The organism is Microbulbifer maximicatervae (SeqCode) (assembly GCF_052467825.1).
This window is the reverse complement of the sequence record NZ_CP174327.1, coordinates 1,399,418-1,421,369: the sequence shown is the minus strand read 5'-3', so window position 1 is coordinate 1,421,369 and position 21,952 is coordinate 1,399,418. Positions and strand designations below refer to the sequence as shown.

Sequence of the window (21,952 nt, the reverse complement as noted above, 5' to 3'; positions counted from 1 at the left end):
CAATCCAGAAAATTCTTCCTAAGCTAAAAAATAAGCTTCGGTAAAAATGAATGAGTAAGTTCAGTTGATGTGCGACTTAAAACATCAATTACTTTTTACTGCACTAAATATAAATCTCCCAAATTAAATATTTACAATTGTCTGCAAGTAATTAATAACTATATTTTTAGTGAAAACGCTTTCGATATTCACTCGGCAAAATACCCTTGTGCTTTTTAAAGGCTCTTCTCAATTGCTCTTGGGATTGAAACCCACAGAGTTTTGCCACTTTATCCTGTGACTGATTTTGTTCGGAAAATAATTGGCAAGCTCGTTCCACTCTTATTTGCTCTAGAAAACGAGCAGGCGTTACACCAAGCTCTCGCACAAAGCTTCGGGCAAAATTCCGTGGGCTCATAGCCGCTTCCTGAGCCAGCCTCTCCACCGTTATAGGTTTCTTGATATTCTGGTACATCCATTCAATCAAAGTTGCAAAACGATCGCTGTTTATCTGATTTTCCAGTCGCACACTAAATTGCTGCTGTCCCCCATCTCTCTTTAAGTAGAGAACAAGAATTCGAGCCAGGTTGAGTGCCAAGCCCCTCCCATGGTCCTCCTCGATCATGGATAGAGCTAAATCAATTCCAGCAGTAATTCCGGCCGACGTATAAACATTACCGTCGCGGACAAAGATGGCATCCGCGTCCACTTCTATCTGGGGGAATCCCTGCAACTCAGGAACATCCGCCCAATGCGTCGTAGCACGACGTCCATTGAGAATGCCTGCGTTGGCGAGCATCAAGGCCCCACTACAGATTGAACCAATACGAGCAACTTTTTTCTGCTGCTCAGCCAGCCACTCCAGAACAGAACTATTGGCACAAGCGCGCTGACAGGAGTCCGGTGGCATGCCGCTCACCAACAGGGTGTGAATCCCCTCAGCTTCATGAAACGGGAGGTCTATAAAAACCTTAACCCCTGTCGAAGTCGTAACCGGGCCAGACTCAAGTCCCACCAACTGAATATCATAGAAATCCTGGTTGGAACGCCCTTGTTTGCGCAACTGGTCATTTGCCAAGGCAAAAACCTCTAGGGGACCTGTGATATCCAGGCTAGTAGCACCCGGGCAGACCACCATGGCGACTTTCCTAGCTCCATTTTGTGTTTGTTGGTGCTTATTCATCTCGGCAGTTTTCCACAACGGCTGGGGATAAGAATGACTTACAGGCGCCAGATTCTGCCAGTTATAGCCAGCTTAGACACCCTGTTACCCCAAATTGATAGTCATTTTCTCTGGCACTGACGTATGAACTTTGACGGATATGAGTAACCCTCGGGTGACTATTGGTTCTTAAAGCTCCGAACGAGCCATACATCAGCTTGAGGCTTGACCTTCACTTAGCTGTCCGCACAATTGGCCCCTAATTTGTACACATCAACGGAGATCCCCTTTTGCTGGAGTTAATACTGAATCGAGGCGCAGAGCGCCGACTCAAGCGTGGCCACCTATGGATTTACAGCAATGAGGTGGACACTAAGCGCTCTCCATTAAAGGGAATTGATGCGGGTAGTCAGTGCCAAGTTCACGATAGCCAGGGCAAGCTGCTCGGCACAGCCTTTGTAAATCCGAGCCAACTTATTTGTGGACGAATAGTCAGTCGCAATTCTGACTTTTCCACAGATACTGTTTGTGAGCGCATACAAACTGCCTTTGAGCAACGCCAACGGTACTTTTCCCACCCCAGCTACCGGATGGTATACGGTGACTCTGACTGGCTTCCGGGCTTGGTAGTGGACAGGTTTGGGGATTATTTAGTAGTCCAGGTCAGCAATTGGGGAATGGAGCGCTACCAACAAACGATTGTGGATAAGTTGGTGGAGATGGTTAACCCCAAAGGCATCCTGCTGCGCAATGATCATCAGGGGCGCGCAGTTGAAGATATGCCGCTGGTACACACCGTAGCCTTTGGAGATGTACCCGAGATAGTCCCGTTCGAGGAGAACGGCGTTCCACTTCTGGCCCCGGTACACCAGGGGCAGAAAACCGGTTGGTTTTACGATCACCGGGAAAACCGCAGGCTATTGAATCGCTGGGTCAACGGCAAAAAAGTATTAGATCTGTTTTCCTACGCGGGCGGTTGGGGTATTCAGGCACTGGCCAATGGTGCGGCAGAGGTAGTGTGCGTAGACGCCTCACAGCAGGCCTTGGACTGGTGTTTGCTCAATGCGGATCACAATGGATTCGCCGACAAGCTCAAAACCATCCAGGGTAAAGCACTGGATGTCCTCAAAGGGTTGGTCGCAGAGGGGGAGAGGTTTGATGCGATTGTGCTCGACCCACCCGCTTTTATTAAGCGGAGGAAAGATCATAAAGCCGGCTTGGCGGCCTATCGCCATATCAATGAACTCGCAATGCGTTTGTTGGCAAAGGATGGGCTGTTAGTAAGCGCTTCCTGCTCTATGCATCTGCAATCTGATGAGCTTCTCGACTGTATCCGTGGCGCCGCTCACCGCTTGGGGCGCCCAGCCTCAATTCTGGCCAGTGGTGGTCAAGGGGCCGATCACCCTGTGCATCCAGCAATTCCGGAAACCAACTACCTAAAAGCTCATTTTGTACATCTAGGGGGAAACACCAATAAGTAGGTGCTCATGAACCCCACAAGGCCCCGGTAATGACCGGGGCCTTGTTCTCAGATCGATGAGCCTACTTCAGGTCAAAAGACATACTTCATGCCTAAAGTGGCAGTGCGGGGCCGATTTGCACGGGCGCCATCTGGGCTGCGGCTAATAATAACCTGCTCATCCAACAGATTATCCACTTTCAGGTAACCGGTCAGGTCAGCCATGAAATCATAATGCGCAGCAGCATCTACAACCCAAAATGACTCGGTATAATCAAATTGGTCGGTATCTCCCCGGTTGCATTGGGTATTAACACACATCTCGTCCTGATAGGCTGCAGTCAGGTTCAAACGCCAAGCAGCGCCGCTATCCAGACCCGCAGATATCGCAAAGACATTTTCTGGAAGGTATTCGAGGTTGTCGCCCGCAAGCAGGTCATTACCGTCACTATCTTCACTGATTTCTGCATCAGTAAAGGTATAGGTTGCCCGCACCGGTAGTATCCAACCGTTTGTGAGCACCCACTCACTTCCAAACGTAGCTTCCAGCCCTTTGATTTCTGCTTCACCCAACTGGTAGGTACCACTCTCGGCACCATTGGGACATTTCACCGCCACCGAGCAGTTTTGCACAGCATTTTCATAGTCACTGTAGAAGGCGATCAATTCAGCATTCAGGCTTCCGTTATCGAAGCGAGCACCCCATTCATAGTTTGTGGATAACTCCGGCCCCTGGCCATCGGCTGCACCTGCGCCGGGAGGGGCGAAGCCACGGTGCACACCTGCCAGCAGGCTCCACTGTTCGCTTGCCTGGTAAACAAGTCCCAAACCTGGCAGCCATTCATCCACCTGATTGGAGCGATAACTGCCCTTCTCGGTACGCTCGGCGTCGTTATAACGCTGCTGCTCGGTCTCTATATCCTCGTAGCGAAGAACAGCAGTGAGAGTCAGCTTATCGTTCAGCTGGATATCGTCGTAGATAAAGAACGAAGTTGCATCCGCTTCTTCAACACGGTTATTGCTGCTTTCTTCAGCGGTATCGGGAATATCTGTGCTCAGATACACCAATTTGCCATCAACCTGCTCATAGTTTTCCACAGGCTGGAATCTATCCACTTCGTCTTGATGCTGGCGCACTCCAAAGGACAGCTCATGACTAACGGAAGCAGTATTAAAGCGCCAATCGGCACTGATCTGCAGGCCCTTGGCCTCGTACTCACGATTGTTGTGCTTAACACCGAAGGTGTAATCTTCAGTACCATCCAAAACCGCTTGAGGGTCTAAAACTCCATCAACACTGCCGCCGGTATTAACAGCATCTATCAAGTCACCCTCGCTGACCTTAAACCAGTCGCGTTTAAACTTGTTGTAGTAAGCCTGGGTATGTAGGGTAAAACTGTCACTCAGTTCGATACTGTGGTTCAGCTGGATAGTGCTGTGGCGATTCTGCATTTCATCCAGGGCGCTGATACCGTATCGACGGTTCGGATCTTTCTTAAAGTCGGCATCCGTTAGGCCCAGATAACTCATGCCAGACTCCTCTTCGGAGTACTGCAGCTTGATGTCCAACTGCTGGCGATAAGTTGCATTTCTATCGGAACTGATACGACCCTTTAACAGATAGTCTTCTTTAGCAATATCTGCGCTGCCGGCACTATCGATTTCTCTGAATCCATCTGCATACTGCTGCTGTGTTTCCAACAGCCAGCCAGTATTTTCTGTACTGGCGCCATAATGAGCATGCAAGCGGGTCTCACCGAATTCTCCGGCCTCTAGTTGCACCATACCTTCACTGGCAGTGGGAATAGGTGTGCTCAACATATTGACTGCACCACCCACGGTGAATGGGCCATATTGCAGAGAGCCGGGGCCTTTCAACACCTCAATTGCATTCATGCGGCCCGCACTGGGGAAATAGTAAGCTTCTGGTGCAGAGTAAGGAGCCGGAGCCACTAACACTCCATCTTCCATCAAGGAAATTTTGGCGGAGCGTCCCCCTTGGGCACCGCGAATCCCGATATTCGGACGCAATCCGTAGCCATCTTCTTCAAGAATGTAGACCCCAGGAACTGAGCGCATCATGCGATTGATATCTACAAACTCGAACTCGGCTAACTCATCAGCATCAACCAAGTGTGCAGACCCAGGCAACTTGGAAATAGATGAGGAGTCGCCGATTACTGTTACGCTCTCCAGCTGTTGCTCGGCTAAAGTCGGCGCAGCAATAAGAGTGGCTATCGTAAAGGCCAGGGGTGTAAATGGAATGTGCTTCATGAACCCTCCAAGGATTATTAGTAACCTTGAGTCATTGTTTTTATAAATACGAATGATTGTATTTTAACATTCCCATTACACTTTATTTACACTCTTATTTTTGTTGTTTAGCGTCACGTACTTCATTGGAGTGCCTGCAACTTTAAGGTTTTCTTATAAGCAGATGTTTTCTAGGATCTACTCTTCGATCTGACTAGCATTGGGCTCACGTATCCGCTTCGGGTGTGCCCATGATTAGAAAGGCAAAACTCAAAGAGCTGGACAGGTTGGAGCAACTTTGGCTACATGCATCAGCGAACTCTCACCCCTCCATACCCCGCCAGTTTTGGGTGGACCGTATAGCTCAATTTCGTAAAGACTGCCGTAATGCCACTCAATGCCTGGTTTATACCGGTCGCAACAACGATGTCGCGGAGGCCTTTATCACGCTGCTTAGTGACGGTATCGTCACTCATCTCTGTGTCAGTCCTTTATTTACCGGTTGTGGAATTGGCACTAACCTCATTTCTGCAATTCGTGACCGGCGTTATCCACTAAAGGCTGAAGTACTTCGTGAGAATCTTCGCACTCGATACTTTCTACAAAAGCATGGTTTTGTAGAGGTGGAGCGCAGCTATAACGTGGAGTATGGCCAGCATTCAATCTCCATGCAGTGCCCGAGGGCATCTGCAAGATAAAATTTGCAGCATTATGCCCATTGAATAGGCTTTCCCTTATAACTGAAGCTTATTGAATCACTTCTTTTTATTGTTTCTACGCGACTCTTGAACCGGGTAGCATGCCTCCCATCATAATTTTCCTGAGCGCTGAATTTTTATGGGACGCAACGCTTCCAGCCAAACTTTACAGCCTATTCCAGAACGCACCTTTCATCACGATGCGGATCTGGAGTCCATGAACCTGCGTTTCGCTAGCGCCAAGCCAAGCGAAATTATGCAGTTCACCATGGAACACGCTCAGAACCCGGTGGTTTTTACTAATTTCCGCCCATTGGCGATAGCTTTTCTTCACTTGGTTACCCGCGCCAAACCGGATATCCCGGTAATTTGGGTGGATCACGGCTATAACACCCCGGAAACCTATCGCCATATCGAAAACGTGGTCAAATCTCTCGATTTGAACCTGCGCACCTACTCACCGAAGATGTCCGCGGCCCACTACAACGCTGTGTACGGGGGAATCCCACAGCTGGATACCCCTGAGCATGACTTCTTCTCCAGGACCGTCAAATTGGAGCCGTTTAACCGCGCTATGCAGGAATTGCAGCCGGATGTATGGCTAAACGGTATCCGCCACGATCAGAATTCGCACCGTAAAAACCTGGATATTTTCACCCAGGGCAACCACGGTACTATTCGAGTGGCACCGATGTTCCACCTCAAGGAAATCGATGTGGAAGAGTATGTTTACGAGAATGATCTTCCCGATAACGATATTTACTTTGATCCAACTAAAGGTGAGGAGCACCGGGAGTGCGGATTGCTGCTGGAAAAATAGAATGGACTACTCGGCGAGGACTAGCGTACTTCGCCTATCTCGTTAACAAGACCTTCTATCCCAGCCGTTTTTAAAGTAAATACTTTTTACGTATTTACCGAATAATAAAATCTATTACAAAAGGCGAGTCTCGACTCGCTGTATTTTCTTAAAAAGGAGACTCTTCTATTTACTTCCGCGTAAATCCAGAAGAGTCTTTAAATTACTTATCATGCGATAGGCTAGGCAACTGCCCCTTTTGCAAGATGACCTCCTTTTTCCATGTAAATTTTCAGGTCCTTCAGCATTTGCTCAAATTGAGAGCCAGTCATCTTCTTCACCACAGGACTCAACACGCCTCCTAAAGCATTTAACTCCATATTTGCAGTGAAATTCACTGTTGTGCCTCCACCAACAGAGGGGCTTAATTTAAATTGAGATAAACTCTTTTTAACGGGGAATCCCGGTGGCGTATTTTTGGTTTCAACCGAGACATCCAGTTCATAGTTTTTCTCATCAAACCTTGTAATAGTTTCATCTGCGACAAGACCCGACGGTCCCTTATTTGTCAGCACACAAACCCGGCCTTCTACACTCGCATTTTCAACTGGTTTTCCCTCCTTAGCGAAGGAGTGAGGGATTAACGTCATCCACTCGTAAGCTGTATCAAAATCAACGGCGAGCACTTTCCAGACCTCATCAATTGGGCGGTTAATTGCGATTTCTCGGTTTACTTGGGCTTCTTTCATCTCTGATCTCCTGAGTTTCTCTACGGAGTGCTATTGACGGGAGACAGATTAACTGGACACTATATGCAACGGAATACAGTAAAATAGGACAGTGTGTTGCATAAAGAGTCCATCGATTGGGGAGATATCCAGTTCTTTATCGCGGTAGCCAGGAGTAAGAGCGCTCGCAGCGTTGCTGACGACTTTAAAGTCAGCCATTCCACAGTTTCTCGCCGTATTGATGCCCTGGAGGAAAAGCTCCAGGCCAAGCTGTTTTATCGCAGCTCCAAGGGCTATCAGCTGACGGAGGATGGCAAGGCGATGCTCGACTACGCCCAATCGGCAGAGCAGTATCTAAATGCCGCGCAGAAGCATTTACAGGGCGGGAGTAACCAGCTCTCCGGGGAAGTTCGCATCACTATGCCGGATGTAGTCGCATCGCACTTAATTATCCCCTACCTAAATGACTTCTCACGTACGTATCCAGAGATCAATGTACAGCTACTGGTTACTAGCCACGTTCTCGATTTGGAAAGTCACCAAGCCGACATAGCACTTCGTATTCTCCCCAAAGGCGACGTCGATGTTTCGGATCGACTTGTTGCTCGCAAGCTCGCCGACCTACCCAGTTGCTGTTACGGTTCTCCGGGGTATATCGAGAAATCTGTACCTGACGATGGCCACTGGCTCGGCTGGAGTGGCGATGACGCCACATTGAATTGGGCCAAAGACACGCCCTATCCACAGATGCCTTATCAGCACCAGATTAATCACGGTTTGATACAGCTAGAGGCAGTTAAGAGTGGACTGGGGCTAGCCAGGCTGCCCTGCTTTCTTGCAGATGGTGCTGAAGGAGTCGTTCGGGTCCCTGGGGCAGCTCCATCCAGCCTGCATGAACTGTGGCTAGTCTCCAACCCAGAGCACCGCAATGTCATGCGTTTTAAGGTTTTTAGAGAGTTTATCGTGAAGTTGTTTAGCCGCCTGAATGATAAGTTAATAGGCAAGGCTTAACTGCATCGACTGATATTTTTCTAAAAGTGATGGGATGTATTGTGACTTTAGTGATAACTCAATACTGATTTACACGCTTTTTGGCCATAATTTTTGCCGACCAATACCCAATTTTCTGGGAGCTGATTGTCAGAGTGGATACTTGGTAATGGGGTAATGGGGTAATCGGTTCATCCACTCTCATCACCAAGCTTAATATTGTCGCAAAGTAAGCTCTGTTACAGCTTACTTTGCGCCTTGCCTAACTTCTACTGGATAGCTACATCTTTGTAGTTGAATTCATCAATACTTCACCTTCCGCGTAGAGTTCACAGCGGTCCTTTATCTGGTGCTGCTTTCGCTGTTCTTCACAGGCCTGAAGAGCACTTCGGTTCGCCTCAGCTTGAGTGCTTCCACCATCTTCGTTAAAACCTGCCACAAATGCGCCACGATAATCCACAGCCATTGCCAAGGCTTTGTTTCCTGAGTACTTCCTGTAAGTTGACATTAATTGGCCCAAACCATCGCTCTCAAGCTCAAACTCCAAACCCTCCTCCACCTCCAACTCATCCAGCATTGACTGCAACCATGCCCGCGAGCCCTCTTCTGCAATTTGCATGAATAACGGTTGAGAGACTTTTGCGAAGAGATCTTTATCTCGGTCCAGGTAAAGCTCCAGCACATACCACCAAGCGATTCCTGTTTCTCTCGGTGCGCGTAAATACGCCTGCTCTAGTATTTCCGTATACTTCTGGCGGGGATACCCCAAAACTTGCATTGTGATCGCCAGTTCATGCCAGTACGCCGGTACTTCCTCATTGGTATTTACCAATTGAACATATTTATCCCGGATACCTTTCATATTTCTGAGATTGGGGCGTCCCTCCTCCGCCAAGGCTGCCGATAAATCATTTTTTGCCTGGGCTTCAAGATACCAGGTTTCTCCGTGGTACTGCGCCGGAATAGAGTCCAAGACTTCCTCAGCGCGGGAATAATTTCCTTCACCTGTCAAAGCAATAGCCAGTGCTGATTTTAACGATGGGCTAGAAGCCTGTTTTTTATCTGCATAGGCAATATATCTCTCTAGTACCTCGGATCCCTGCTCTGAAATTGCCATAAAGTACGCCATTTCTGCGACTGCGGTACTACTTTCCATCTGGTTAACGGTGGGGGACTTAACAACACCATTATCGGAAAACTTTCCCTCATAATAATTGAAATGACTTTTCGGTAATTCCTTATACTGCTCATTGAGCTCTTCAAAAGTTATTCCCAGAGCTTCAGGTAGACTCGCAATTGGATCGCTGCCAGCATTGAAAGCCTCCAAATAGTTATTTAAGGCTTTATTTCTATCCGTATCAAAAATCATCCAGTGAGCTAACATCCATCCACAGGCATAAAGTGCCTCGGTATCTATTACATTCAGAGAGCCAGGTGTGGCTGAAAGGAGTTTATCCAGAGACAACTCTCTCGCTCGATTAAGGCTAATCGCTCGATCAACCGGTATTTTCCCAAAGCTGTATTTTTTATTTTCATCAAAATCTACCGTGGAAAATACTTCAGCAATACCTTCACTAAACCAGTAGGGGTAGAGGTGTTGGCTTCCGCTGTAGGTCAAAAAATGCGTATATTCATGAAACAACGTCTGACGGGCCGGATTGTCAGGTAGGATACGATTTCCGTTTAGGTTTAATAATGCAAAACTCCCATACGCAGTATTATGGAATTGTCCAATGATAGTTCCAGACGAATCGCTACCGCTAACTCCTTTAAAGCTGAGCCGATCATCCAGGGCATATTTCGTCAACTTCTGTTGATCTGCTGAATACTTGATATATCGTTTTGCAAAAACTCGAAATCGTTCTAAGTCTACTGCCAGCTTTTCAACTTGCTTGGGGTTGTCATTGGTAACGATACGAAAATGCTCGGTTTCAATCTCATACCATTCGGAATTCACTAATTTCTGCGTGCTTGTGCAACCGTATAAAGCTAGTGCGATCACACCACTGGTGGCTATAAAACGACGAGCATCGCCGAGGATAGAAGAGATTAGGTTCCCCATAAGTCTTATGGTCCGTTTAATTTTATTTTTTCGTAGAAAAAGATAAGTAGGAATGTTACCTATAATTTTTTCTTTTTAAAAATACAACAAAATTATTGCTTGGCCAGAATTTACTAAAAATTTTACTGTTTACTTTAACTGTTTGTCAGCAATTTCGGGCTTTAAAGGAAGGAGAGCTACCCGATCGGCGTGACGCTTTTGATAGGGGAAAAAAGATCTGCTTTATCGCAAGTTATTTCTAAGCGAAAAAAATATCCACAGTAACTCCCCAAAAGAGGAACTACTGTGGGATTTTCGGAAAAATGGCAATTAGACGTCGAGGTTTTCTACTGCCAAGGCGTTGGTCTCGATAAAGTCACGGCGTGGCTCTACCTGATCGCCCATCAGAGTTGTAAAGATTTGGTCCGCGGCAATGGCATCTTCAACGGTTACCTGCAGCATACGGCGGCTCTCCGGGTCCATGGTGGTTTCCCAAAGCTGCTCCGGGTTCATTTCCCCCAGTCCTTTATAGCGCTGAATACCGTAGCCTCTGCGACTCTCGCCCATCAGCCAGTCCATCACTTCGGGGAAGCTGCCAACAGGGTGCTGCTTCTCGCCGCGCTGGATAAAGGCACCCTCTTCCAACAGACCCACCATTTTCTCACCCAGAGCGCAGATAGATGCGTACTCAGCGGAATCGAAGAACTCGTGGTTAATCAGGTAGTCACTGCCAACACCGTGGGCCACGATATGGATATGGGGCAGGAATAGGCCGCGCTCGGTGTTTTCCTGAACCGTCACTTCGTGACGACGGGTTCCACCACTTTCTTCGTCACCAAGTTTCTCCTGGAGCTTCTCACTCCAAGCTGCAACTTTCTCCTGGGACTGGAGGTCTTCCTGAGACAAGCTGGGCAGGTAGATCATGCTGCGCAGCACTTCCTCGGGGTACAGACGCGACAGGCGGTCGATTGTCGCCAGTACGCTGCGGTACTCGCCTACCAGGCTTTCCAGGGAGGCACCAGAAAGCCCAGGGGCATCCGGGTTCACAAACAAAGTGGCGCCTTCCAGGGCGGCGTTGGTGAGGAACTGGGTCAGAGCGCCCTCATCCTTCAGGTACTGTTCCTGTTTACCCTTGGAGATCTTATACAGCGGCGGCTGGGCGATGTAGATGTGACCCCGCTCGATCAGCTCCGGCATCTGACGGAAGAAGAAGGTGAGCAACAGGGTACGTATATGGGCTCCATCCACGTCAGCATCGGTCATGATGATGATGCTGTGGTAACGCAGTTTGTCCGGGTTGAACTCGCTCTTGCCGATGCCACAGCCCAGTGCGGTAATCAGGGTACCCACTTCGGCACTGGAGAGCATTTTGTCGAAGCGCGCTTTTTCCACATTGAGGATCTTACCTTTCAACGGCAGGATCGCCTGGGTGCGGCGATCGCGTCCCTGCTTGGCAGAACCACCGGCAGAGTCACCCTCCACCAGGTAAATTTCAGATAGTGCCGGATCTTTTTGCTGGCAATCCGCCAGTTTTCCGGGCAGGCCGGCAATATCCAACGCACCCTTGCGGCGAGTCATTTCACGGGCCTTGCGGGCCGCCTCACGGGCTTTGGCCGCGTCGATCATCTTGGTGACGACAGATTTGGCTTCCTGTGGGTTCTCCATCAGGTAGTCTGTGAAGTGGTGGCCCATCTCCTGCTCTACTGCCGGCTTCACTTCGGATGAAACCAGCTTGTCTTTGGTCTGGGAGGAGAATTTCGGGTCCGGAACCTTCACAGAGATAATCGCGGTGAGACCTTCCCTGGCGTCATCGCCAGTGGTGTTCACCTTGTCTTTCTTGCCCAGGCCTTCCCGCTCGATATAGCTGTTCAGGCCACGGGTCAGGGCTGCACGAAAGCCCGCCAGGTGGGTACCGCCGTCGCGCTGGGGAATATTGTTGGTGTAGCAAAAGATGCTTTCCTGGAAGCTATCGTTCCACTGTAATGCCACCTCTACAGCAATGCCGTCTTCACGCTGGCTCTGGAAGTGTAGAACCTTGTTAATCGGGGTTTTGTTCTGGTTGAGGAACTCCACAAAGGCACTCAAACCACCTTCGTATTCATAGACCTCTTCCTTACCGCTGCGCTCATCCTTCAGGACAATACGCACACCGGAGTTCAGGAAGGACAGCTCGCGCAGGCGCTTGGCCAGCACGTCGAAATGGAATTCGATATTGCTGAAGGTACCCTCTGAGGGTTTGAAGTGCACCGTAGTGCCGGTGGTATCGCTGTCACCCACAACTTCCAGGGGTGCCTGGGGCACACCGTGGTGGTAGGTCTGCTCGTGGATCTTGCCACCGCGACGGATAGTCAGCTTAAGCTCCTTGGACAGAGCGTTTACCACCGATACCCCTACCCCGTGCAGACCGCCGGAGACCTTGTAGGTGTTGTCATCAAATTTACCGCCCGCGTGAAGGACGGTCATAATCACTTCTGCTGCAGAAACCCCTTCTTCCGGGTGAATCTCTGTCGGGATACCACGGCCATTGTCCGATACGGAAATGGACTCATCCGGGTGAATGGTTACACGGATCTCATCACAGTGGCCAGCCAGCGCTTCATCGATGGAGTTGTCGACCACCTCGAATACCATGTGGTGCAGACCGGTGCCATCGTCGGTATCACCAATATACATTCCGGGGCGCTTGCGCACCGCATCCAGGCCTTTTAATACCTTGATACTGCTTGAGTCATAGCTTTGCTGCTCTGACATTTATTCGCTCCATTAAACTTATTGTGCGGCCGAAGCTTCGGCACTGATCTTCCCATGTTCCACGTGGAACACTTTCGGGCAATTCCAAGGGGCATCTAGTTGCCGCCAAGGGCGGCTTGTAGTGCCCTCATCAATTCCGGTTACAAGCACCTGGCTGGCACAACGCCCAACCCAATGCGCAAAAATCTGTTGGTTACTGTCATCCAGCTCTGCCGGCAAGTCATCTACCAGGAATACTGGCATATCCCCCTGCCTGCAGACTACCTCCGCCATGGCCGTGCGCACTGCACACACCAACATCTTCTGTTGGCCTCGAGATAGGATATTGTGGGCCGACTCACCGGCTACGGTAAAACGAATATCCGCCCTATGGGGACCAATACGCGTATGCCCCTGTGAAACATCTGATTCCCGTGATTCAGATAGAGCGCTACGCAGGTCAACTTCTTTACGCCAGCCACGACGGTAACTCATATCGACACGGCTCAACAGGCTCTGTGGTAACTCACCGAGAAGTTGCGAAACAGCGGTCTGCAATTGAGAAAACTGAGCTAATCGCAGATCGTTTACACGCTCGCCACTAAGGGCCAACTGCTCTTCCCATACGCCGATGCTGGCCTCATCGATTTTACCACGACGCAGGAGAGCATTTCGCTGCCGCAGTGCGATTTGATAATTTTTCCACTCTTGGGCAAATAAATGTTCCACGTGGAACACTGTCCAATCCAGTAACCGACGCCGAACGCCGGGGCCACCATCAAGTGCAGAAAAACTTTCACTGTTTATCAGTTGAAGGGGCAGGCAACTAGCAAGCTGTGAGCTGGATTCCGCTGGAGCCTGGTTTACCCTGATTCTGCCCGAGCCATCTGCGAGGCGCTCTACCCCCAAGTTAAAACCTGTATCGAGCTGGGCAAAAACCGTAAGCCCACCAGTATCATGCTGAATAACCGACTTATGCAGGCGAGAGCGAAAGGAACGACCGGTTGCCAGCATATGTACCGCCTCTAACAGTGAAGTCTTGCCACTGCCATTCGCACCACAAAACACATTAACGCCAGGCCCCAGTTTGAGATCGGCAGAGCAGATATTTCGAAAATTAGATAAGAGAAGACGGGTCAGCGCCACAGACACCTCCCCCAGAGTGAAGAGCGCGATGCACAGGCATCGGTTTGTTTATCGGCTACCCCACCGAGCTGGGAGGTAGCCTCAATCCATTCAGAAAAGAGCAATGGGTGGGCTGCCTTACAGGCGCATAGGCATAATCACGTACAGTGCATCACCTTCTTCAGGTTGCTGCAGCAGAGCACTGCTGTTGGCATCCGCCAGACTGATACGGATCTGGTCACTGTGAATAGCACCAGTGACGTCCAGCAGATAGGAAACGTTAAAACCAATCTCCATTGGCTCACCCACGTAATCCACCATCATCTGCTCTTCCGCCTCTTCTTGCTCCGGGTTGTTGGCAACAATCTGCAGCAGCCCCTCAGAAACCTGAAGACGCACCCCGCGGTATTTCTCGTTGGAGAGAATCGCCGCTCGGGAGAAGGCCTGGCGCAACCCCTGGCGATCTGCATAGACCACATTGCCCGCGCCTCGCGGCAACACGCGCTCATAGTCAGGGAATTTGCCGTCTACCAATTTAGAGGTGAAAGTAAACTGACCACTAACCACACGAATATGGTTGTTACCCAGCACCACCTGTGCCTGTGCATCGCTGTCCTCAAGCAAACGACCCAGCTCGAGTACGCCTTTGCGCGGCACAATAGCCTGGATAGGCGTGGAGACATCCAGGCCGGGGGCATCGCGATCGCAAAGCGCCAAGCGGTGGCCATCAGTCGCAACCGCGCGCAGCTGCTGCGGGCGGCATTCAAGCAGTAAACCATTCAGGTAATAGCGCACATCCTGCTGAGCCATAGCAAAACTAGTGGCTTCTATCAGGCGGCGGATCTCGCGCTGGGAGATATCGAAACGGGTCTGTGCACTGGCCTCTTCCTGATTCGGGAAGTCCGCTGCGGGCAGAGTCGACAGCTGAAAACGGCTGCGGCCACTGCGCAGTATCAGGCGCTCACCATCGCGCTCAAACTTTAGTTCAGCACCATCGGGCAGAGAGCGACAGATATCCAGCAGCTTGCGTGCGGGAACGGTCACCTCACCTTCCATTTCTACACCGTCTACACCGAGACGGCCGACAATTTCCACTTCCAGGTCAGTACCGGTCAGGGAGAGTTCCTGGCCCTGTAACTGCATCAACACATTGGCCAGGACTGGCAGTGTTTGGCGTTTCTCAACAACACCGGCCACCAGTTGTAACGGCTTCAGAAGGGCGTCCCGGCTCACATTGAATTTCATCGGTAGTTTCGCCTTGTTTTGTCAGTTATTCGATTAAGTGGTCAGCGACCGTGTCAGCAACTTAACGTCCTCGCGAATATCCGCGTCGGACTCCTGCAACTCACGTATTTTGCGGCAGGCATGCAGTACTGTTGTGTGGTCGCGACCACCGAAGGCATCGCCGATCTCCGGCAAGCTGTGATTGGTCAGCTCCTTGGCCAGGGACATAGCGACTTGGCGGGGACGGGCCACCGAGCGACTGCGCCGCTTGGAGAGCAAATCCGCCACCTTAATTTTGTAATATTCAGCGACAACCCGCTGGATATTATCCACACTGACCAGTCGATCCTGTAGGGCCAACAGGTCTTTTAGTGCTTCGCGCACAAGGACATCGTCAATAGCGCGGCCGGTAAATTGCGAATTGGCAATTACGCGGCGCAGTGCACCCTCGAGCTCCCGCACATTGGAGCGAATACGCTGCGCAATAAAGAAAGCGGAGTCGTGAGGTAAATCCACACCCACCTGCTCGGCCTTCTTCATCAAAATAGCTACCCGGGTCTCGAGCTCTGGAGGCTCTACAGCCACCGTTAATCCCCAGCCAAAGCGGGATTTCAAGCGCTCTTCCAAGCCGTCGATCTCTTTCGGATAGCGATCACAGGTTAGGATAATCTGCTGACCACCCTCCAGCAGGGCATTGAAGGTATGGAAAAACTCCTCCTGAGAGCGCTCCTTACCGGCAAAAAACTGGATATCATCAATCAAAAGGGCGTCAACAGACCGGTAATAGCGCTTAAAGTCGCTGATGGCATTCAGCTGTAGCGCTTTCACCATATCTGCAACAAAGCGCTCGGAGTGCAAATACACCACCTTAGCATTGGGGTTGCGCTCCAGCAGTGCGTTGCCAACCGCGTGCATCAAGTGAGTTTTCCCCAGACCCACGCCCCCATATATAAAGAGGGGATTGTAGGCGCCGCCCGGATTGTCAGAAATCTGTTGTGCCGCAGCGAGGCCCAGCTGGTTGGACTTACCTTCAACAAAGGATTTGAAAGTAAAGTTGCGATTGAGTGAGCTACCGTGCTTGATGGCCCCCTCCACCTCAACCTGCCTGGCCGGCTGCTCCGGTACGGGGCGAGCCATACCATTCATAGCCGTTGGTCGCAGATCTGTCAGGGCCAGTTCGCCTGTCGTCATTTGCTCGGCAGTAACCTCCTCAGCCATCGCGGGATGAGGCACCGGCCTGCTGGCACCAAACCCAGACCCCAGCGGTGAAGTCACCGGAGGTGGCGCAGTGGCAACAGGTGGTACAGATACCTGTGGCGGTACTACTGCCGGCTGGACTGGAGGTGGTGGCGGAATTGGCGCCGATGGCGCGGGTGTCGGTACCGGTGTCGGAGGGGCATTATTTGTTACATGGCCGCGCTGGAAGCGAGCCGGCCGGCGAGCGGTAATCTCGAGCGCCACTTGCAGAGGGCGTCCCGGTGCAAACTGTTGCACCAACTCGCGAATGCGGTTCAGGAATTTATTGCCAACCCAGTCCAGCACAAAGCGGTTCGGTGCGATCAGGCGCAACTCGCCCTCCGCACTGACGGGATTGACGCGCAACGGTCTGATCCAGGTATTGAACTGCTGAGACGGCAGCTCGTCCTGTAAACAGCTCGCGCACTGCTTCCATACGGATTCAGTCAAGAAACCCCCCAAAAAACCCCAAAATGGTAAGACCAAGGAGAGACGGCAAGGCCGGATTAGGAATCACCCGGGGCCATCAAATAAGATCGGCGCAGTATACCTTTCCACCTTTAGGTTATCCACAAGAAAGACTGCATCTGTTGAAAAAACTGCGCAAAAAGATCCACACAATCAAGGATTTGCACAACAATTAGACAATTGAGGTGGAAACCCTTCGAAAGTTATCCACAGGAGGCTGTGGGTATCTTGGGGTCAATCAGTGGGCATTCAGAGATACCCCTGATGACTCAACGACTTGTCTAGTTGGCGTAAAAAATTACAGTAAACTCGCGCACCAATAAAAAGAATTTCCCTGATTAGCGCGTTGCTTTCGCTGCTGGCTTTCTATACAATCCGCGGCCTTCGCAGCGCGTAGCTCCGTCTGCACCGGCTTTGTGCCGGACCGGAGTCCAGGCCGCGGCCGGGAAAGGTCCCGAGAAATTTTGAACACAAAGTCTCAGGTAGCAAGACTATGAAACGCACATTTCAACCAAGCAACTTGAAGCGCAAGCGCACTCACGGTTTCCGCGCTCGCATGGCAACCAAAAACGGCCGTAAGATTCTGGCCCGCCGTCGCGCTAAAGGCCGCAAAGTACTGTCTGCATAAGATCTCTTCCCTTTTAGAGATATCTCTTTATGCAGCAGGTGCGCAGCAGCTTCGGATTTGCCAAGACGCTGCGCCTGCTCAATGCGGCGCAGTATCGCTTGGTATTCAATGAAAACCAGGTGCGCGCCGCACACCCTCATCTGTTGATCCTCGCCCGTCCAAACTCCTTGGAACACCCGCGTCTCGGTCTCGTTATTGCTAAAAAGCATGTACGCAACGCCTCCGACCGCAACCAAATCAAGCGTATAACCCGGGAAACCTTCCGTCTGCAGCAATACGATTTGCCGCCGCTGGATGCCGTGGTGCTCGCGCGCCCTGGGGTCGCAGATCTGGATAAGGCCGAGTTGGCGAAACTACTGAATAAACTCTGGCGTAAACTGGCCAAGCGGGCTCGACAGCCGCAACCCCGACCATGAAGTGGATACTGATCAAGCTGATCCATGTATACCGCTACCTGGCCAGCCCCTGGGTAGGCAACCAATGTCGCTTCTACCCCACCTGCTCCCGGTACTCTGAAGAGGCCATTGAAACTCATGGAGCGATAAAAGGGGGTTATTTAACTCTGCGCCGCCTTATAAAATGCCACCCCTGGCACCCTGGTGGATTGGACCCGGTTCCCCCCACCAGACACAAGAACACGCTCTAGGTAATAAGATGGATTGGCAACGCTATACGCTGCTCGGCGGAATTCTCGCGGTTCTCCTGGCACTTATCTTCCAGTGGAACGCATTTCAAGAGCAACACACTCCTGAACTCGACCGCGAAACCGTCGTGCAGACTGGCGGCGAGACTGTCAGCCAAATACCCCCCGAAACACCCGCAAGCACCGGCGACAGTGATGTTCCCCAACTTCGCTCCCAGGTGCCCGCATCCAATGAAGGCAGCAGTACTGAGAGCAAGCTGATCAGTGTCACCACCGACGTTTTTGATCTGCTCATCAATCCTCGTGGCGGCGATATCGTCAAAGTGGCGCTGCGCAAACAGCAAGAGAAGTTGGATACCCCGGACCAACCCCTGATCCTGTTGAACCAGACCCGCAACCATACTTATATTGCCCAGAGTGGTCTTATCGGTAAAAACGGGACCGACAGCGCCGCTGGCCGCCCGGTTTTCAAGGTGGCAAAAACCGAATATGCGATGGTTGAGGGCGACGATACCCTGATAGTAGACCTGACTCTGCAACAGGAAGGCGCCAATATCACCAAGCGCTTCACCTTCAAGCGTGGAGACTACCTGATCCAAGTGGCCTACCTGGTGGATAACACCAGTGACAAACCCTGGTCCGCGGCCATGTTTGGTCAGATTAAGCGCGATGCCAGTGAACCCGCAACCGACACCGGTTTCGGTATGTCGCCTTTCCTCGGCGCTGCCATCCGCACCAACGAAAAGAACTACTTCAAGCAGGACTTCGAGGAGATTGCTGAAAGCCCCACCCGCGAAACCATCGAAGGTGGTTGGGTAGCTATGGTTCAGCACTACTTTATCAGTGCCTGGATTCCCCCCCAGGACGAGCGCAATACTTTTGAATTGAAGGAGCTATCCAACGGCCTCTTCCGCATGGGTTTTACCGCACCTCAAGTGCAAATCCCCGCTGCCACCCAAGGCGAGCTGAGCGCTTCTTTCTACGCTGGCCCCAAAGATGTCTACCGTCTGGAAGAAATCTCTCCCGGCCTCGACCTGACCGTCGATTACGGCTGGCTCTGGTGGATCGCCAAACCGCTGTTCGGTGTTCTGCACTTTATCCAGGAACATATTGTCAGCAACTGGGGCTGGGCGATTATCCTGCTCACCGTATTTATCAAGACGCTGCTTTTGCCTCTGTCCGCCGCTGGCACCAAATCCATGGCGCGTATGCGCAAGTTTGCGCCGCAGATGAAAAAGCTGCAGGAACAGTACAAGGATAACCGGCAAAAGCTGGCGGAAGAGACCATGAAGCTCTACCGCCGCGAGAAGATCAATCCGATGGGTGGCTGCCTGCCGATCCTGTTGCAGATGCCGGTATTTATCGCGCTCTACTGGATGCTCACCGAAACCGTTGAGCTGCGCCACGCGCCCTGGATCTTCTGGATTCACGATCTGTCAGCGAAGGACCCCTACTTTATCCTGCCGGTACTGATGGGCCTGTCTATGTGGTTTATGCAAAAGCTTAACCCGGCTCCCACCGATCCAACCCAAGCCCGCATCATGCAGCTGATGCCGGTAATGATGACAGTGTTCTTCCTGTGGTTCCCAGCGGGTCTGGTTCTGTACTGGATCGCCAACAACCTGATTACCATTGCGCAAACCTGGTATATCAATAAACAGGTGGATGCCGGTAAGTACTAACCAGTACCGATCTGCAGCAACACAATAAACAAGGGCCGCTAATGCGGCCCTTTTCCGTTCTGTCGAGTAAACTCAGCCGATGACACAAGAAAGCCTCAATCGCGACACTATTGCCGCTGTTGCCACCGCGCCCGGGCGCGGCGGCATCGGCGTTATCCGACTGTCGGGCGCAAGAGCCCTGCAAATTGCCCAACAAATCTGCGGGGAAAATTCCCTCCAGCCCCGTTCTGCCCACTACCGGAACTTTACCCACAAAGAGCAGTTAATCGATCAGGGATTGGCACTCTTTTTCCCCGCCCCCAACTCCTTTACCGGGGAGGATGTGGTGGAACTCCAGGGACACGGCGGCCCAGTGATTCTCGATCAGTTACTTCAAGCAACTATCGAGTTGGGCGCTCGACAAGCCCGACCCGGAGAATTTTCCGAGAGGGCTTTCCTCAACGACAAAATGGATTTAACTCAGGCCGAAGCGATCGCCGATTTAATCGACGCCGGCAGTGCCCAGGCAGCGCGTAATGCCATGCGTTCACTACAGGGCGCGTTTTCCGAGAAAATCGAAGACCTGGTGGAAAACCTCACCCACCTGCGTATCTACGTGGAGGCCGCCATTGATTTCCCCGAAGAGGAAATTGACTTCCTCGCCGATGGCAAAGTGGCAGCTGATATAGAAACCTTACTGGCACAAATGGTGGGTGTGGAAACCCAGGCGCGTCAGGGCGCGATAATGCGCGAGGGAATGCGAGTTGCTATCGCAGGCCGCCCTAATGCAGGGAAATCCAGCCTGCTCAACACACTGGCCGGACACGACGCCGCTATTGTCACCGATATCGCCGGTACCACTCGGGATATCCTGCGTGAACATATTCATATCGACGGTATGCCCCTCCAGTTTGCCGATACTGCGGGATTAAGAGATGCCCCGGATAGAGTCGAGCAAATTGGTATCGAACGCGCCTGGGAGGAAATCCACGGCGCAGATAGGGTACTACTTGTCATGGATGCAGAGCAGCTCCACTCCCTGGACCCCACACAAGTTTGGCCAGAATTTACCAGTCAGCTGAGAGATCTCAACAAACTGACATTAGTACTGAATAAGATTGACCTCACCGACTACAGCGCTGGACTTCAGGCACACACTGAAGGCGTGCCAGTGATTGCCATCAGTGCAAAAACAGGTGCCGGGCTCGATGCGTTAAAAGAGCATTTAAAACAGAGTATTGGTTTCAGCGGCGCTGGAGAGGGAACATTCAGTGCCAGGCGCCGACACCTGGACGCACTGGGCCGGGCACAAGCTTTTATACATCAGGGCCAGCGGCAACTTCACACTAGCGGTGCAGGCGAACTGCTCGCCGAAGACTTACGCCAAGCCCAGCAGGCTCTGGGAGAAATTACAGGCACCGTCAGTGCCGATGAATTACTCGGCAAGATCTTCGGCAGTTTTTGTATCGGTAAGTAAACGCTCCATCCCAACTTCCAAGTTATCCCAAGGGGGAGGCTACTTTATCCTCCCTCGCTTCTCTCCTTCCAGCTTCCCAACATATTTCTCACTTCTTTTACACAGGCTTAACCCCGACTTTCAGGGCGGGTAAATTAAATCCCCAATTTTTCCCGATCTTATTAAATAGATTCGCGAAAAAATCTGGCAAAAAACTCTGCAAAATAAGATATGGCGCCGATCGAGTTATACATGTCCACGGGGATTTCCCGTGGATATCTTTTCACTTGCTTCAATCACCTATAAATCACATAGATACAGCAACAAAACTCACAGACTTATACAATATTCACTCTTACGCACAATTAACCCCCAAGTCTTATCACCCTCTACGCACAAGCTAAAACCTGAAATTGCCAGGTGTGAGTAAAAAAGGGGATAAACACCTGCGTAAGCAACGAATGCTATGATGATAACTTTCCCGCCAGCACGAGGCGCGCAAAGTTGTCCCGGCTTTCCACAATCGTCTACCGGGGTTGCCCCCCCTTCAGCCAAGGGGTTATTGCCCATGTTTTCATTAATGTATCCTATTGATTTATAAGATTTTTTTTTGCTTATACATGATTTGCCGGGCACTAATAAAAACAACTAAATCAAAAACCTCTCTCTAAG

Annotated in this window: 17 protein-coding genes; 9 read left to right on the top strand and 8 right to left on the bottom strand. The window is 51.1% G+C overall.

The window, feature by feature from the left end:
• Positions 1 to 166: 166 nt before the first annotated feature.
• Entirely contained in the window at positions 167 to 1,162 is a 996-nt protein-coding gene (locus ACJJII_RS06350) for a GlxA family transcriptional regulator (RefSeq protein WP_444918652.1), read from the bottom strand.
• A 269-nt stretch (positions 1,163 to 1,431) separates the two neighbouring features.
• Here ACJJII_RS06350 and ACJJII_RS06345 point away from each other — a divergent pair, with 269 nt between their 5' ends.
• Positions 1,432 to 2,622 carry a class I SAM-dependent rRNA methyltransferase gene (locus ACJJII_RS06345; RefSeq protein ID WP_444918651.1) on the top strand — a complete coding sequence of 397 codons (1,191 nt, stop codon included), beginning with the start codon at positions 1,432 to 1,434 and terminating at the stop codon, positions 2,620 to 2,622.
• A gap of 71 nt (positions 2,623 to 2,693) precedes the next feature.
• On the opposite strand, the gene ACJJII_RS06340 is transcribed toward ACJJII_RS06345, so the two are convergent.
• The gene (locus tag ACJJII_RS06340; RefSeq protein ID WP_444918650.1) at positions 2,694 to 4,874 is read right to left on the bottom strand and encodes a TonB-dependent receptor family protein; all 2,181 of its coding nucleotides are present in this window, start codon (positions 4,872 to 4,874) and stop codon (positions 2,694 to 2,696) included.
• 230 nt (positions 4,875 to 5,104) lie between these two features.
• Between ACJJII_RS06340 and ACJJII_RS06335 the strand changes: the two genes are divergently transcribed.
• Both ACJJII_RS06335 and ACJJII_RS06330 read left to right on the top strand, forming a co-directional pair.
• Positions 5,105 to 5,551, top strand: a complete 447-nt coding sequence (locus ACJJII_RS06335) for a GNAT family N-acetyltransferase (RefSeq protein WP_444918649.1) — start codon at positions 5,105 to 5,107, stop codon at positions 5,549 to 5,551.
• Between the two features lie 139 nt (positions 5,552 to 5,690).
• Positions 5,691 to 6,371 (top strand): phosphoadenosine phosphosulfate reductase domain-containing protein, encoded by a 681-nt coding sequence (locus ACJJII_RS06330; RefSeq protein ID WP_444918648.1) that lies wholly within the window; start codon positions 5,691 to 5,693, stop codon positions 6,369 to 6,371.
• Between the two features lie 221 nt (positions 6,372 to 6,592).
• On the opposite strand, the gene ACJJII_RS06325 is transcribed toward ACJJII_RS06330, so the two are convergent.
• Complete coding sequence (locus tag ACJJII_RS06325) at positions 6,593 to 7,099, bottom strand: SRPBCC family protein (RefSeq protein WP_282930559.1); 507 nt, start codon at positions 7,097 to 7,099, stop codon at positions 6,593 to 6,595.
• Between the two features lie 96 nt (positions 7,100 to 7,195).
• Here ACJJII_RS06325 and ACJJII_RS06320 point away from each other — a divergent pair, with 96 nt between their 5' ends.
• A complete protein-coding gene (locus ACJJII_RS06320; RefSeq protein ID WP_413663881.1) occupies positions 7,196 to 8,089 on the top strand; it encodes a LysR family transcriptional regulator in 894 nt (297 codons plus the stop codon).
• 259 nt (positions 8,090 to 8,348) lie between these two features.
• Here ACJJII_RS06320 and ACJJII_RS06315 read toward each other — a convergent pair whose 3' ends face one another.
• The 5 genes from ACJJII_RS06315 to dnaA all read right to left on the bottom strand — a co-directional run bounded on the left by ACJJII_RS06315 (position 8,349) and on the right by dnaA (position 16,874).
• Entirely contained in the window at positions 8,349 to 10,130 is a 1,782-nt protein-coding gene (locus ACJJII_RS06315; RefSeq protein WP_444918647.1) for a hypothetical protein, read from the bottom strand.
• A gap of 309 nt (positions 10,131 to 10,439) precedes the next feature.
• Complete coding sequence (gene gyrB / locus ACJJII_RS06310) at positions 10,440 to 12,860, bottom strand: DNA topoisomerase (ATP-hydrolyzing) subunit B (RefSeq protein WP_444918646.1); 2,421 nt, start codon at positions 12,858 to 12,860, stop codon at positions 10,440 to 10,442.
• An 18-nt stretch (positions 12,861 to 12,878) separates the two neighbouring features.
• Positions 12,879 to 13,985, bottom strand: coding sequence for a DNA replication/repair protein RecF (gene recF, locus ACJJII_RS06305; protein WP_444918645.1), 1,107 nt, complete (start codon positions 13,983 to 13,985; stop codon positions 12,879 to 12,881).
• Positions 13,986 to 14,102: 117 nt separating this feature from the next.
• Complete coding sequence (gene dnaN, locus ACJJII_RS06300) at positions 14,103 to 15,209, bottom strand: DNA polymerase III subunit beta (protein ID WP_444895604.1); 1,107 nt, start codon at positions 15,207 to 15,209, stop codon at positions 14,103 to 14,105.
• Between the two features lie 33 nt (positions 15,210 to 15,242).
• The gene (gene dnaA, locus ACJJII_RS06295; RefSeq protein ID WP_444918644.1) at positions 15,243 to 16,874 is read right to left on the bottom strand and encodes a chromosomal replication initiator protein DnaA; all 1,632 of its coding nucleotides are present in this window, start codon (positions 16,872 to 16,874) and stop codon (positions 15,243 to 15,245) included.
• A 511-nt stretch (positions 16,875 to 17,385) separates the two neighbouring features.
• Between dnaA and rpmH the strand changes: the two genes are divergently transcribed.
• The 5 genes from rpmH (at position 17,386) to mnmE (ending at position 21,301) form a co-directional block, all read left to right on the top strand.
• Complete coding sequence (rpmH, locus tag ACJJII_RS06290) at positions 17,386 to 17,520, top strand: 50S ribosomal protein L34 (protein WP_020413885.1); 135 nt, start codon at positions 17,386 to 17,388, stop codon at positions 17,518 to 17,520.
• Between the two features lie 29 nt (positions 17,521 to 17,549).
• Positions 17,550 to 17,936, top strand: a complete 387-nt coding sequence (gene rnpA / locus ACJJII_RS06285; RefSeq protein ID WP_413663877.1) for a ribonuclease P protein component — start codon at positions 17,550 to 17,552, stop codon at positions 17,934 to 17,936.
• Positions 17,933 to 18,166: a membrane protein insertion efficiency factor YidD gene (yidD, locus tag ACJJII_RS06280; protein ID WP_108735100.1), complete on the top strand. Its 234-nt coding sequence runs from the start codon at positions 17,933 to 17,935 to the stop codon at positions 18,164 to 18,166. Before rnpA ends, yidD begins: the two co-directional genes overlap by 4 nt.
• Before the next feature lie 8 nt (positions 18,167 to 18,174).
• On the top strand, positions 18,175 to 19,845 hold the full coding sequence (yidC, locus tag ACJJII_RS06275) for a membrane protein insertase YidC (RefSeq protein WP_444918643.1): 1,671 nt from the start codon (positions 18,175 to 18,177) through the stop codon (positions 19,843 to 19,845).
• Positions 19,846 to 19,924: 79 nt separating this feature from the next.
• Entirely contained in the window at positions 19,925 to 21,301 is a 1,377-nt protein-coding gene (gene mnmE / locus ACJJII_RS06270; protein WP_444918642.1) for a tRNA uridine-5-carboxymethylaminomethyl(34) synthesis GTPase MnmE, read from the top strand.
• Positions 21,302 to 21,952 lie beyond the last annotated feature (651 nt).

Bases quoted from the DNA above. Each gene is read 5' to 3' on its own strand.
- ACJJII_RS06350 (WP_444918652.1), bottom strand. From the start codon at position 1,162: ATGAATAAGCACCAACAAACACAAAATGGAGCTAGGAAAGTCGCCATG.
- ACJJII_RS06340 (WP_444918650.1), bottom strand. From the start codon at position 4,874: ATGAAGCACATTCCATTTACACCCCTGGCCTTTACGATAGCCACTCTT.
- ACJJII_RS06335 (WP_444918649.1), top strand. From the start codon at position 5,105: ATGATTAGAAAGGCAAAACTCAAAGAGCTGGACAGGTTGGAGCAACTT.
- ACJJII_RS06330 (WP_444918648.1), top strand. From the start codon at position 5,691: ATGGGACGCAACGCTTCCAGCCAAACTTTACAGCCTATTCCAGAACGC.
- ACJJII_RS06325 (WP_282930559.1), bottom strand. From the start codon at position 7,099: ATGAAAGAAGCCCAAGTAAACCGAGAAATCGCAATTAACCGCCCAATT.
- ACJJII_RS06315 (WP_444918647.1), bottom strand. From the start codon at position 10,130: ATGGGGAACCTAATCTCTTCTATCCTCGGCGATGCTCGTCGTTTTATA.
- gyrB (WP_444918646.1), bottom strand. From the start codon at position 12,860: ATGTCAGAGCAGCAAAGCTATGACTCAAGCAGTATCAAGGTATTAAAA.
- dnaN (WP_444895604.1), bottom strand. From the start codon at position 15,209: ATGAAATTCAATGTGAGCCGGGACGCCCTTCTGAAGCCGTTACAACTG.
- rpmH (WP_020413885.1), top strand. From the start codon at position 17,386: ATGAAACGCACATTTCAACCAAGCAACTTGAAGCGCAAGCGCACTCAC.
- rnpA (WP_413663877.1), top strand. From the start codon at position 17,550: ATGCAGCAGGTGCGCAGCAGCTTCGGATTTGCCAAGACGCTGCGCCTG.
- yidD (WP_108735100.1), top strand. From the start codon at position 17,933: ATGAAGTGGATACTGATCAAGCTGATCCATGTATACCGCTACCTGGCC.
- yidC (WP_444918643.1), top strand. From the start codon at position 18,175: ATGGATTGGCAACGCTATACGCTGCTCGGCGGAATTCTCGCGGTTCTC.
- mnmE (WP_444918642.1), top strand. From the start codon at position 19,925: ATGACACAAGAAAGCCTCAATCGCGACACTATTGCCGCTGTTGCCACC.